The sequence below is a fragment of the Pedobacter sp. TM02 genome (genome assembly GCF_059705275.1).
This window is the reverse complement of sequence record NZ_AP046530.1, coordinates 1,769,371-1,781,721: the sequence shown is the minus strand read 5'-3', so window position 1 is coordinate 1,781,721 and position 12,351 is coordinate 1,769,371. Positions and strand designations below refer to the sequence as shown.

Sequence of the window (12,351 nt, the reverse complement as noted above, 5' to 3'; positions counted from 1 at the left end):
CAAGATGAAAAAGATATTTTTAACCGCTGCCATGGCTTTTGCACTGTTGCACACCCAGGCACAAACAGCTACTCCTAAAGAAAATACGGGTTTTGAGAGCCGGAAGCTTAAACTCGACGAAATTAACCTGGTATCGAGCTATTACACACAAAACGGCAATAACGCTGCCGTAACCGGGGGCATCGGATCGCAAAAATTGAATGATATTGCCAATGTGTTCGATGTAAAGCTAAGCAAGTACGATTCGAAATCGAGAAAGCATACCTTTGGACTGGAAGTGGGCATAGACCATTATACTTCGGCCTCGTCTGACATGATAGACTTGCATGCCAATTCATCAGCTTCGCATGCCGACACGCGCATCTATCCTTCGCTAAGCTGGAGCATGGAGAACGAGAAAAAGGGAACCACCTGGGCACTGGGCTTATCTTCCTCGAGCGAGTTCGATTATCAGTCGTTTGGTGGCAATGTGAGCTTTTCGGCCAAAACAAAAGACAGAAGCGGCGAGTTTACCGCCAAATTGCAGACTTACCTGGATCAGGTTAAGCTGGTACAGCCTATCGAACTGCGAACGGGGGGACTCACGGGGCATGGCGAGAACTATGGCTCGGCCGCCAGAAATACCTTTGCGGGTTCGCTCTCCTATTCGCAGATCATCAATCAAAACCTGCAGATCATGTTCCTGGCCGATTTGGTACAGCAAAACGGCTACCTGAGCCTGCCTTTTCACCGGGTATATTTTAATGATGGCAGCGTACACCAGGAGAATCTGCCCGATAGCAGGTTGAAAATTCCGCTGGGTTTTAGAGCCAACTACTTTTTGGGCGATCGTTTCATCATCAGGACCTATTATCGTTTCTATACCGATAATTGGGGCGTAAATTCGCATACCGCCGACATCGAAGTACCCATCAAGGTGACGCCTTTCTTCTCGATCAGTCCGTTTTACCGTTATTATACCCAAAGCGCAGCCAAGTATTTTGCACCTTACCAAGTACATACCGCAGCCGACCAATATTACAACAGCAATTACGACCTGGCTAAGTTCAACAGCAATTTTTATGGAGCCGGCATCCGCTTTGCACCGCCAAAAGGCGTATTTGGCCTGCAACACCTGAGCATGCTGGAGTTGCGTTATGGCCATTATACCAAAAACATCAACATGAATTCTGATATTATTTCGTTGAATATCAAGTATAAATAAGGCTTCGATTGCCCTGAATCAAAACCTCTAAACGTAAATGTTTGGAGGTTTTGCTTTTAATCCAGATTTTCTCACCTCGAACAAAAAAGTCTCTCTGCTTTCGCAAAGAGTTTTTTTTATTATAGGAGCGGATAATTGCGATCGTTAACAAATCACTTAAAGAGAAAATAAGCGCACTTCAATAACCAGGAACAGCTATTCACTTATTGCATATTAAAATTACATTGGTTTTTTTGTATTTTTAGTGCTAAAGCCAATTCAAATTGAATCCACCTAAAGTCCATTTTCATTTTGCCACTTATCTCATTTTTTTATGGTTTGCTTTGCCGCTACTGGCTCAAGGACAGGTAAGCCATTTAGCCGATTCGCTTTTAAAAAAACTTGAAAAGCCAAATCTGCTTGATACAGCGAAAGTGAATACGCTAATTAAGCTGGGCAGTGCCTACTACGGTACCGATCCAAAAAAAATGTTGGATTATGCTCAGCAGGCAACCTCGTTAGCAGAAAAAGCAGGTTATGAAAAAGGGCTTGCGCAGGCGTACCGTCAATTGGGCATTGCCCAGTACACTATGGGTAATTTTCAAGCCGCTGAAAAAAGCTTTGCCAATTCGCTGCTGGTCAACCAAAAGATCAAAGATCAAAAGGGCATCGCTGCCTGCCTATCCAATTTGGGCAGCGTAAACATGGTGAGGAACAATTATCCCGTAGCCTTAGACTATTATCAAAAAGCCATCCGCATTGCAGATGAACTAGACGACCAACTCTCCAAAGGTATCAGCTATGGAAACATGGGGGTAATTTACAGCGAATTGCAAGATTATGACATGGCCCTTAAACACTTTCAGGGTGGTTTGGCCATACACCAGAAGATAAACTATGCCATCGGTATTGCTACCGGACTGGGCAATGTGGGTAATGTGTATTTCAAACAGAAAAATTTTGCCAAAGCACTCGACTTTTACCAACAGGCTTTGGCCAAGAACGTAAAGCTAGGTTCAAAGTTTAATATCGCAAGAGAATACGGCAACATAGCCAACACGCAAACCGAATTGAAGAGCTATGAGGATGCCTTTGAAAATTATGCGAAGGCTTTGGAGATTAACGAAGAACTGAAGAATAAAAAGGGGGTCGCCGTAAATTTGCAGGGCATAGCCAATTACTATTTCCTGACACAACAGTACCAAAAGGCGATTAGCTTTGCCCTGAGAGCAAACAGCCAGTCGGAGGAAATCAATATCTTCGATGTACAGAAAGAAAGTTTCAATACCCTGTCAGACAGTTACGAAAAGCTAAACAGGGCCGACAGCGCCTATTATTACTACAAAAAATTTGTGGCTGTTAAAGAAAAAATCGAGGGTGACGCCAACCGCAAGCAGGTAACCCGCTTGGAACTGAAATATGAATTCGATACCAAAGAAGAAAAATATAAAACAGCGCAGCTTTTGGCCAACGAAAGGCTGAACCAACAGCAGTTGATGTTGTCGCTTAACCAAACCAAGCTGATGGCCAGCAACAAAGAGCGCGATTTGGTAAGGCTCAACTATCTTAAAACGCAGGCGGAACTCCAAAACCAAAAATTACAGAAAAAATCGCAAGACAAACAGCTGGCATTGGTTCAAAAAGAAAAAGCCATACAAGAGCAACTCGCAATATCATTGTCCCAAGACCAGAAGCTGAAGGAGTTGCACATCAAGCAATTATGGCTGTATGGCATTATTGCCATCATTGGCGTTGTGTCGGTGCTTAGTTTCATCATTCACCGGCTTCGCATCATTTCGCTAAAAACCAAAAGTCAGCTGGGCCAGCAAAAGGCTGATCAGCTTCAGGCCGAAATGCAGATGAAAAGCGACCTCAAGGAAGCTGAAATGCAGACCCTGCGTTCGCAGATGAACCCGCACTTTATCTTCAATACACTTAATTCAATCAATAGTTACATCATTCAAAGCAAGAGCGAAGCGGCTAGCGGCTACCTCACCACTTTCTCCAAACTGATGCGCAACGTACTGGAGCTTTCCAGAAGCAAGACGATCACGCTTAAGGCCGAACTGCAAACCCTTGAGCTCTACCTACAATTAGAAGCACTCCGTTTAGAACATAAGTTTTCATACACCATAGCCGTGGCTGATGAGGTGGAAGTGGAACTGCTCAAAATCCCACCGCTCATCATCCAGCCCTTTGTAGAAAATGCCATTTGGCATGGGCTGCACAACAAAGCCGAGAACGGCCACTTGCTTATCGATATCACGGAAGTTGAAAATAATCGGCTGAAAATAATTATTGAAGATAATGGCGTAGGGCGATTGGCTTCCTCTAAACTTAAAAAGGGACAAACCAACCATAAATCTTACGGAATAGATATCACCATCAACCGGATCAAGATGCTGAACGAAGGAAACGAAGTCAGAATTATAGATTTATACCAACAAGAAAAAGCTACTGGAACCAGAATAGAAATCTTTTTAAACACCTGATTATAATGATCAAAGCTATTATTATTGATGATGAAAAGCATTGCATTGTAACGCTTACGCACTTGTTGGAGAGCTTTGCCGACGTACAGCTGGTGGCCAGTACGCAAGACAGCACGCAAGCGGCTTCGCTCATTGCCAAACACAAGCCTCAATTGGTGTTTTTGGATATTGAAATGCCCCAAATGAACGGTTTCGAGGTCATCAATCAATTTCCTTCTCCCGATTTCAAGGTCGTATTTACTACCGCCTATAACCAGTATGCGCTACAGGCCTTGCGCCTAAACGCATTGGATTACCTGCTCAAGCCCATTGACAGACAAGGAATTGAGGAAGCCTTGGACAAGTTCAACAAACAAGAACTGAGCATCAGCAAGGACCAGGTAAAAAACCTGCATCTGTTTACCAATGGCAAAATGCAAGATACCATTGCCCTATCTACCACCCAGGGTTTATTGTTTGTTAAAATTGAGGATATGATGTACCTGGAAGCTGATAGCTGCTATACCCATATCGTGATGAACGACAAGAGCAGGCACCTGGCTAGCAAAACCATGGCAACATTTGAGGAAGTACTGACCGACAACCCCTTGTTTTTCAGGGCACATAAGTCGAGCATAGTGAACTTGAAATACATCAAGCAATACATCAGGGGTGAAGGCGGAGACCTCATTATGCAGGATGGCAAAGCCATTGCCTTGAGCCGCAACCGCAAGCAGGATTTTCTGGGATTGTTTAAAAAAGTTTAAATGGCGATCCGCAATCGCAAATCAATTGGCCTTATTGCACTTGTTGCGGGCCTTGCCATCATCCTGTTCTGGGGTGCAAACCTCTATAAAATCTGCTCGCTCCCTTTTACGGGTATAAGTACCGATGCAGAAGTAATTGGCTATAAAATAAGCAGCAATGGCGCACGTAAGGTACAAAAGCCTTCAACTACCAAAAGCTTTGCTTCGGGACGCAGTCCATTTTTTAGTTTTGTTACGGCTGGAGGCGATACCGTGGTTACCTATAGCAATGCGCCACAGATTTTTGTGCTGTTCAACTACGACATTGGCGACCATATTACCGTTGCCTATCCTTCCAAAGCGCCCCATCAAGCGGTAATCTTAAATTGGAGAGAATTTCCAGGGCTCCTCTTGATGATTGCTTTCGGACTGCTGATGCTGATTATTTCAAAAAGTTATTTATCGAAAAGCCATCAGTAAACCGACTCTACGAGAAAACGTCTTCCTTTCAATGAGCTTTCAAAATTACGCATTTCAATAAGCCGTTCATGTCGTTGGCTTAACGCAATAAAAACAAATCCTTATTCTGTTCATCTTGCAGCCAGTAACAACTGTTAGTTTATGAGCAGATTCTTATCACTTGTCTTTTTGGCGTTTTTTACCGTCTCTTGCAATACGCCTTACTACAGCAGTGTTAACAACATGGCTGGACAGCCAGCAACTTTAACATTAAGCAACGGGCAAATCCTGTCGGGAAAAATCAGAGTAAATTCATTTGATAGCTACAGCTCCATCAGCAGTATTGCTTTTGCTGAAGGCGTAAGCAAATCGTACCAAACATACGGATTGAATGACATCCGTTTCCTGTTTGTAAACGGCAGCAATTACAGTGTGAAAAACCTGAAAGGGAATGAAATGTGGGGAGGCAATGCCCTGCGTTTTGTAAAAGAGCTTACGCCCATGAATGGCAGCTTACAGCTGTTCGAAAATGAAGTACTGAGTAAAAGTACCGATGGCACGCTACACAGGGAGCAACAGCTTTTTGTACAATTACCGGGCAATAACTTGGATGTCTACAATGCGCAGAGCGACAAGTTCATTCCCAACTTCGATGTAAAGGTACCGGCCATGCTGGCCGCCTGCCCATCGCTATGTGAAAAAATCAGCAATAAAAACAAAGACTTCTTCTATGCTTTTGTAAACCAGGGCGAAACACGCCGTAAACAGGTATGGATGAACATCGTTAATGCCTACAACCAATGCCAATAGCTTTGTTATGAAAAAACTCTTCAAATCACCCTACTTCATTGTTTTGTTGATCACGTCACTTGTTTCGTGCAAGAAAACAGCAACCATCATTCCTAGCCCTGCACCGCAGCCAACGCCTGTTTTAAGCGAGGCCAAACAACTTATCGCTTATGGCTTTAGCAAGAACGACAATCCAACCCTAAGTACCGATGTGGCTGCTGCAATTGATGAAACCAACAAGACCATCAAGGCCACCCTACCCTATGGCACTGACCTAAGTGCTTTAAGGGCCAATTTCACAATTGCTGCCAAGGCCACGTTAAAGATCGGAAGCGTCGTGCAGGTCAGTGGCACCACTGCTAATAACTTTGGGCAAGCCCTTACGCTTACCGTTATCGCCGAAAACGGCACCATGCAGAACTATACCGCAACCATCGGACTTGCCCAGCCACCGGCAGGAAGCAGCGATATAGTGATTAAAAGAGAAGAGTTTGCGGCCGGCCCACCGGTACAAACTGTGCCGATTTTAACAGCAGATTACACCTACAACAGTTCAAATTTACTTTCAAGCTATAAAGATAGCTATGGCACTTATCTATTTGACTACGATGCCAATGGATTACTGAAAACGCAAATTGTAAAAGACAACAATGGCAACACCAGCAATACGTTTACCTATACCCTAAATGCAGCCAAACAGGTGATTATCATTGCGGGAACATACGGACAGACCCAGGAGAATTTCACCTATGGAAACGCAGGCGAGTTGACAAAATATACCAAAAGCTATTACGGCGTAGTAAAAGACACCTATGAATTTACCAACGATAGCAAAGGGCGTGTCAAAACGGCAAAATACACCAGCTCCAATGATGCGGCAGGTACCTATACCCTTTACAGCTATGAGTATTATGATGCCATTTACGATCCCGACCCCATGATCGGTGTGTTCATCAGACCGGGCGTTCTCTATGGCATCGAGCCGTCTACCCGTAAAGCTTATGCCCTTAAAGGCTATAGCTCTCAAAAATACGACAATAACGGCGCAATAGGAAGCCAAACGGTGAGAGCCTATGCTTATACCACTAACGCCAATGGCTTCATTACCAGTTTACCCGATGGTTATGGAGGAGCTCTTTATAAATACACTTTTAAATAACATTTAAATTCAATACAATGAAAAAATTATTCTACAGCATTGTAGTTTGCCTAGCAACAATGGCTACGGCCCAAGCCCAAACTACGCCCGTTCAACCCAAATCTACAACGCCAAAAACGGTAGATAAAGACGTAAAAAAACTAGAAAAGAAAACTTCAAAAGCGAAGACGTTGATGGAGAGAGAACAAGAAGAAAAGAAAACTGAAGAGCAGGCCAAGCCTAACCCCATGAAATCGAAAAGCACTGAAAAGGCAATAAACCCGCAGCCTTTCCAGCCGGCTGGAGCCCCTTCAAAAAAAGTTCAGAACAGCAAGGTTAAAAATTAGAAATATGAAAATGATGTCAAAATTATTAAAAGTACGTAGTCTCGTGCTGTTATCGGCCCTGTTTTGTACAATTTCGGCCTGTAAAAAAAAAGACGACCAACCTACTAAAACAAATTATCCTGAAGAAAATCCACTCAGTGCTTTTTTGGCGACAACAGGATTAAACCAAAATAATATCTCCTTCACCAATCCCACCTCTTTTGAAATGGGCTTTGGCTTTAAACCCAAGGTAAAAGGCATAATCAAAGGCATCACCGTGAAACTCCCTTATGCAAACAGCGCTCTGAAGGTAACCATTTGGGATAAGGCAACTTCAAATGTCATAAAAACTGTTTTTGTAAATGTTCCCAATCCCGATCAGGAAATAAGCGTGGCCTTTGCCGATTTAGAAGTTGCCAAAAACACTGAATATGTCATTTCCATCAATTCCAACAAATTTTATAACCACAGGCGTACGGACAACGCTACCATTCCCTATCCCATTGATGCCGGAAACATAAGTATTACGGGTTCCTACACCAGTAGCACAAGCCCGGTAAGCATACCTACAAATGCCCGTACAACCGAATTTACCGGCGATTACAGCTTTATTTTTAAACAGACCGAATAGGTCTCAAATCTTTGCAAGGATGAAAAATACCATAAAATGCATAGCCCTGATCATGTTGCTTGCAACTACAAGAGGCTACACACAAGCGGATGTCCGCAAGAAAGCGAGCACAGAAATTACAGCTGTCATGCGCAAAAAGGCCGATGCTATTGGCATGCGTCCCATGTACGACAATGCACAGGAGGCAGACAACGGTTACATTTATTCCAAAAAAATGGACCTTGACCAGTTCAATACAGATGCCATTTACATGAGCAAAGCAAAAAATACACCCTTCGCGGTTTATGGTGCCATTGCATTAAAATATAGTGAGTTGGGTGCCATCCGATCTGAAATTGGCTATCCACAAATGGACGAGGTCAAAATGAAAGACGGTGCCTATCAGTTTTTTGAACGGGGCGCCATCTACTGGGGCCCAAAAACCGGAGCTCACCTTGTTTTGGGCGATGTATTGCAACGCTATATGAACGAAAAGTATGCCAATGGCTTTTTAGGATTCCCTACCGAAGATCTTAAAATTACACCCGATGGCAAAGCCGCCTACTGTTATTTTGAGGGTGGCTGCATCTACAACAATAAAAAATACGGTGCGTTTGTAGTGGCTGGCCATATTTTGCGGAAGTGGGGTGAAGAACGTTACGAACGTGGTTTCTTGGGCTATCCCATTGCTGAGGCCAAAGCAGCCAAGTTGGGCAGCAAATCAAACGAAATTACCCATTGGAGCCAGGAGTTTGAGGGCGGAATGCTGGTGGCTAACACCGATGGTCCGCAGGTACAACTGGTACCCGGCATGAACATGCAAAATGCCAAAGATTTCCCTGGCATTTATGCTACCTACCGGGCATTGGGTGGTGTGAACAGTTGGTTGGGCCATCCTACAGAAAAAGCCATGCATGGCAGCGGGGTTTGGTTGCAACAGTTTATGAGGGGTTACATTTACCGTAAAGACAACGATGCCATCGGCTACACCATTCGCAAAGGCCCAATCTGGAACGAGTTTGCCAAAAGAGGCTGGGAAAAAGGTTGCGGATACCCAACTGATAACGAAATGGTGAAAGGAAACACGACCTATCAGGTATTTAGCAAAGGAACCATTTATTATTTGGGCGATGTGAACCAAACGCTCTGGAAAGAGGGCGACAATGGGCAATGGTACCTCGACGGTAAAGGCAATGGCAAAGGTGCCATATCAACTTATTAAAAACAAAAAAATGAATAAAAATACAATGCTTCTTTTGGCAGCTATGGCGATAGCCCATGGTGCCCTTGCACAGAATAAAATTGATGCAAATTATAAAAAGCCAGCACTGGGCAATAAAACAAGTACCATTGCCGCTAAAATTCCGTTTAACAAAGATTTGATGATCAAGGTTTATGGCAAAAGCGAATCAGACAAAGTACTTGACAAATGCCAGGCAGAATACGATGCCTTCGACCAAAGTGGCGATGAGGTCTGGATCTATTCCGACGAATTTTTCAACGGCGAAAAGAAGATCCTGAAAATTGGCGATTATACCCTTTTGGGCAGCGCTACGACCAAAGAATTAGGCACCAACTGGAACGATAAGATCAGCAGTATGCTCATTCCGCTTTCGCTAAAAGTCACTGTCTTTATAGATGATAAATTTAAGGGACTATCCACTTCCACTTCGGGCTATGGCGTTATCAGTATGGAAACCGGGGCTCTGGGTTTCAAGGGCGATTACTACACGTTCAAGTCGGGTGGCAAATACAGTAAGGGCGGATTATACTTTGTCAGCGGCCAAACAGGTGCCGAATGGATCCTTGCCAACGACAATATATCCAGTGTCAAAATCTACCCATAAATTGATGCTTAAAGTATTGTTCTTAGCGGTCTTACTTTCACTGTCAGGCTGGGTAGAAGCCCAATCTACCAGCTGGAAAAAATATGGCATGGAGAATACCCAGCTCTATTTTTTCAGGTTGCCTGTTGGTATCGACAACCATGCTCTGCAGGTTCATGTAATAAGTGCTGCAAATCAAAAATTGCCCAAACGAATGTATTTTGATGGACAACAAATCATACAACAAAACAGGTTTGTATACATGGATAGGTCAACCAACATCTTTTACGGACAAAAACTGCCCTTTTACCTGCCCGCTAACGTTTGGGTATTCGCTTTCAATTATTCGGATGGCTTTTTATTGGTAGATGACAATATTAAAATCAAGATCACTTCGCAGGACAAGAGCACAACGGAAAAGTGGCAACTGCCAGAAATCTTTGACATGCGGAACGATTTGGCACTTTCTTTCAGGCAATATGCTTCTTTATCGCCAACCGAGCTATCGAGCAGATACATCTCCATTTTATCGCTGCAACCAAAAGCAGGAGACCCTTTGCCCGATACGACCTTGGTTTACAGCCTTAAAAAGATGCCTGCAGGAATAAAAATGATCTGCACCAATCTAAATACCCAAAGCCATGCTACACAGGAATTTGAGATTAATGGCGCTTTACGCTATCGAAATGAGCTGTTCTTTTATGTGCCCATACCGGCAGCAACCAAACCTGTAGCAAAACATCCCGACCAATGTAATGGTAAAATGACCGATATAGCAGGTAACATTGGCTTTGCCAGTGGCTGTATCACCGGCAACGGAAGCGGAAAATGTGCGGGCATTTTACAGCATAAAGCCACAAAAAAATACAAAGTGACCATCATTATTGAGCCCTAAAACAAAGTTGGAGTTTCTTCCTTGGCCAGGAACGCAACAGATGACCCACATCGCTACATGACGGCTTTTTACGGCATTAATTACCTCCGGCTACTCCGCAAAATTTCATTATCTTAGATTAATGAAAGGCATTAGCTACGAGGGAATTAAGAGATAAGAAGTAATGTTGTAGTCATTTAACTGTATAGTGATGTTTCTAAAAGAGATTAGGCCGAGCTTGCCAGTGTCTGAATTTGTCAGGCTTTACCGCATCATCGATTTCACGTTTCCCAACGATGAGCCAATTCCTCCAAAATTATACACCCCCCGCCCAGAACATTGCCTACAGTTTTTTCTGACACCGACCGTGATCGATGTGCTTGGAAAGCACATCAGCATTAAACCAAAAAATGCATTATTGGCCGGACAACATACTTTCGTGAACAACAGAACCGTGTACAAGAATTTTTTGTCGCTGCAAATCGTGTTTATGCCTGGCGCGTTATATCGTTTGCTTGGCATTGCTGCCGATGAACTAACGGACAGGTTTATAGAAGCCGGAGATGTTATAGGGCCAGCAATTGAAGAAATAACCGAACGCCTTTATCAGGCCGCCAGCCATCAGGACATGATTGCTATCGCCGAAGAATTCGTTAAAGGATTGGCCTGTACTACGAAAAAGGATAGCAGAGCCATTGATTTGGTTGCCCAGCAAATGCTAAGGCTAAATTGTTCGTTGGACCATTATGTATCGGCCGCTTTTCTTTGCCATCGGCAGTTCGATCGGCAGTTTATCAAAAGAATAGGGATTACGCCCAAGGAATATTTGAAGATAGTACGGTTTGACCAGGCCTTTAGGATGAAAAATGCTACGCCGCAAATGAGCTGGTTTAACATTGCCATTGCCTGTGGATACTATGATTATCAGCACCTCAGCAAAGATTACAAGGCATTTACCGGCTATTCGCCATCCCGGTTTTTTGCTATGGACTCACCCGAAAGGCAACTTGGATTTGAGGAGGTTTACTAAAGTCCATTTCTTACCAATAGTTTAGGGCGAAGATTTTACAATTTTAAGCCATCAAATTTTAGAGAATGGAAAGAAAAAAATTTCTAATGCAAAGTTTGGGTGCAGCGATGCTCTTCATGCCCGGAAAATCGGCATTGGCACAGCTTAAATCAACCGATAACCCGTTTAAGGTTCCTGCCGGGAAAGGCCGTTTTGGCGAATCATTCTTATACAAGGGCAAACATCCGAACGATATCAAGATATCCGGAAAAGACACAGATGGGCAACTAGCCATGTTTGAATACATAGGTTACGATAAAATTGGCCCCTCGCTACATGTTCATTTTGACCAAGATGAGGTTTTTTATGTAGCTGAGGGAAAATACCGCTTTGTAGTTGGCAAAGAAACCATTTTGATGGAGGTTGGCGATACTATTTTTCTGCCACGCAACATTCCACATACCTGGATACAGTTAACAGACAGGGGAAAGCTGGTTTATTTTGTACAGCCTGCCGGCAAAGCGGAAGAATTTTTCCGAACGATGAACAACCTAAAACATCAACCCACCAAAGAAGAAATTGATAAGATACACGAAGAATGCGGCATGAAGGTGGTAGGCCCACCGTTAACCTTGTAAAACGGTTTTGCAAATTGCCATGCTTTCGACAGGCAAAAAGTAATTTGCGCAAACCTAGGCGAAGCACATATTTTATCCTCCAAGCTTCAAAATCCGGCATTTTGTCGGTTATGTGATGATTTCCTAAGCGCAATTTACGCCAGCACCACCCATATGGACTGTGGTGACATGGCTAAGAAATGCCAACTCCCGTACCGCACCAAAAACATGAATTTTATCTCGTTTCAATAAGCCAAGCTAACACTTGGCTTATTGATGTCGATATGATTTAATCCTGTTAAT

The 12,351-nt window shown here is 43.5% G+C and carries 13 protein-coding genes; all 13 read left to right on the top strand.

Annotation, left to right across the window (positions count from 1 at the left end; genetic code table 11):
• The first annotated feature begins 4 nt into the window (after positions 1 to 4).
• The 13 genes from AC6H1S_RS07500 to AC6H1S_RS07440 all read left to right on the top strand — a co-directional run bounded on the left by AC6H1S_RS07500 (position 5) and on the right by AC6H1S_RS07440 (position 12,069).
• Positions 5 to 1,204 carry a DUF3570 domain-containing protein gene (locus AC6H1S_RS07500; protein WP_497565725.1) on the top strand — a complete coding sequence of 400 codons (1,200 nt, stop codon included), beginning with the start codon at positions 5 to 7 and terminating at the stop codon, positions 1,202 to 1,204.
• A 263-nt stretch (positions 1,205 to 1,467) separates the two neighbouring features.
• Positions 1,468 to 3,675 carry a tetratricopeptide repeat-containing sensor histidine kinase gene (locus tag AC6H1S_RS07495; protein ID WP_497565724.1) on the top strand — a complete coding sequence of 736 codons (2,208 nt, stop codon included), beginning with the start codon at positions 1,468 to 1,470 and terminating at the stop codon, positions 3,673 to 3,675.
• A gap of 5 nt (positions 3,676 to 3,680) precedes the next feature.
• Entirely contained in the window at positions 3,681 to 4,421 is a 741-nt protein-coding gene (locus AC6H1S_RS07490) for a LytR/AlgR family response regulator transcription factor (protein ID WP_497565723.1), read from the top strand.
• On the top strand, positions 4,422 to 4,880 hold the full coding sequence (locus tag AC6H1S_RS07485) for a DUF3592 domain-containing protein (protein WP_497565722.1): 459 nt from the start codon (positions 4,422 to 4,424) through the stop codon (positions 4,878 to 4,880).
• A 141-nt stretch (positions 4,881 to 5,021) separates the two neighbouring features.
• Positions 5,022 to 5,669 carry a hypothetical protein gene (locus AC6H1S_RS07480; RefSeq protein ID WP_497565721.1) on the top strand — a complete coding sequence of 216 codons (648 nt, stop codon included), beginning with the start codon at positions 5,022 to 5,024 and terminating at the stop codon, positions 5,667 to 5,669.
• Between the two features lie 7 nt (positions 5,670 to 5,676).
• Positions 5,677 to 6,807 (top strand): SGBP N-terminal domain-containing protein, encoded by a 1,131-nt coding sequence (locus AC6H1S_RS07475; RefSeq protein WP_497565720.1) that lies wholly within the window; start codon positions 5,677 to 5,679, stop codon positions 6,805 to 6,807.
• A gap of 17 nt (positions 6,808 to 6,824) precedes the next feature.
• A complete protein-coding gene (locus AC6H1S_RS07470; protein ID WP_497565719.1) occupies positions 6,825 to 7,133 on the top strand; it encodes a hypothetical protein in 309 nt (102 codons plus the stop codon).
• A gap of 10 nt (positions 7,134 to 7,143) precedes the next feature.
• On the top strand, positions 7,144 to 7,743 hold the full coding sequence (locus AC6H1S_RS07465; RefSeq protein ID WP_497565718.1) for a hypothetical protein: 600 nt from the start codon (positions 7,144 to 7,146) through the stop codon (positions 7,741 to 7,743).
• 19 nt (positions 7,744 to 7,762) lie between these two features.
• Entirely contained in the window at positions 7,763 to 8,944 is a 1,182-nt protein-coding gene (locus AC6H1S_RS07460) for an LGFP repeat-containing protein (RefSeq protein WP_497565717.1), read from the top strand.
• Positions 8,945 to 8,954: 10 nt separating this feature from the next.
• The gene (locus AC6H1S_RS07455; protein ID WP_199141361.1) at positions 8,955 to 9,569 is read left to right on the top strand and encodes a hypothetical protein; all 615 of its coding nucleotides are present in this window, start codon (positions 8,955 to 8,957) and stop codon (positions 9,567 to 9,569) included.
• A 4-nt stretch (positions 9,570 to 9,573) separates the two neighbouring features.
• Positions 9,574 to 10,443, top strand: a complete 870-nt coding sequence (locus AC6H1S_RS07450; protein ID WP_497565716.1) for a hypothetical protein — start codon at positions 9,574 to 9,576, stop codon at positions 10,441 to 10,443.
• Positions 10,444 to 10,633: 190 nt separating this feature from the next.
• The gene (locus AC6H1S_RS07445; protein ID WP_497565715.1) at positions 10,634 to 11,452 is read left to right on the top strand and encodes a helix-turn-helix domain-containing protein; all 819 of its coding nucleotides are present in this window, start codon (positions 10,634 to 10,636) and stop codon (positions 11,450 to 11,452) included.
• A 65-nt stretch (positions 11,453 to 11,517) separates the two neighbouring features.
• A complete protein-coding gene (locus tag AC6H1S_RS07440) occupies positions 11,518 to 12,069 on the top strand; it encodes a cupin domain-containing protein (protein ID WP_199141358.1) in 552 nt (183 codons plus the stop codon).
• Positions 12,070 to 12,351: the final 282 nt, after the last annotated feature.

Bases quoted from the DNA above. Each gene is read 5' to 3' on its own strand.
- AC6H1S_RS07500 (WP_497565725.1), top strand. From the start codon at position 5: ATGAAAAAGATATTTTTAACCGCTGCCATGGCTTTTGCACTGTTGCAC.
- AC6H1S_RS07490 (WP_497565723.1), top strand. From the start codon at position 3,681: ATGATCAAAGCTATTATTATTGATGATGAAAAGCATTGCATTGTAACG.
- AC6H1S_RS07485 (WP_497565722.1), top strand. From the start codon at position 4,422: ATGGCGATCCGCAATCGCAAATCAATTGGCCTTATTGCACTTGTTGCG.
- AC6H1S_RS07480 (WP_497565721.1), top strand. From the start codon at position 5,022: ATGAGCAGATTCTTATCACTTGTCTTTTTGGCGTTTTTTACCGTCTCT.
- AC6H1S_RS07475 (WP_497565720.1), top strand. From the start codon at position 5,677: ATGAAAAAACTCTTCAAATCACCCTACTTCATTGTTTTGTTGATCACG.
- AC6H1S_RS07470 (WP_497565719.1), top strand. From the start codon at position 6,825: ATGAAAAAATTATTCTACAGCATTGTAGTTTGCCTAGCAACAATGGCT.
- AC6H1S_RS07465 (WP_497565718.1), top strand. From the start codon at position 7,144: ATGATGTCAAAATTATTAAAAGTACGTAGTCTCGTGCTGTTATCGGCC.
- AC6H1S_RS07460 (WP_497565717.1), top strand. From the start codon at position 7,763: ATGAAAAATACCATAAAATGCATAGCCCTGATCATGTTGCTTGCAACT.
- AC6H1S_RS07455 (WP_199141361.1), top strand. From the start codon at position 8,955: ATGAATAAAAATACAATGCTTCTTTTGGCAGCTATGGCGATAGCCCAT.
- AC6H1S_RS07450 (WP_497565716.1), top strand. From the start codon at position 9,574: ATGCTTAAAGTATTGTTCTTAGCGGTCTTACTTTCACTGTCAGGCTGG.
- AC6H1S_RS07445 (WP_497565715.1), top strand. From the start codon at position 10,634: ATGTTTCTAAAAGAGATTAGGCCGAGCTTGCCAGTGTCTGAATTTGTC.
- AC6H1S_RS07440 (WP_199141358.1), top strand. From the start codon at position 11,518: ATGGAAAGAAAAAAATTTCTAATGCAAAGTTTGGGTGCAGCGATGCTC.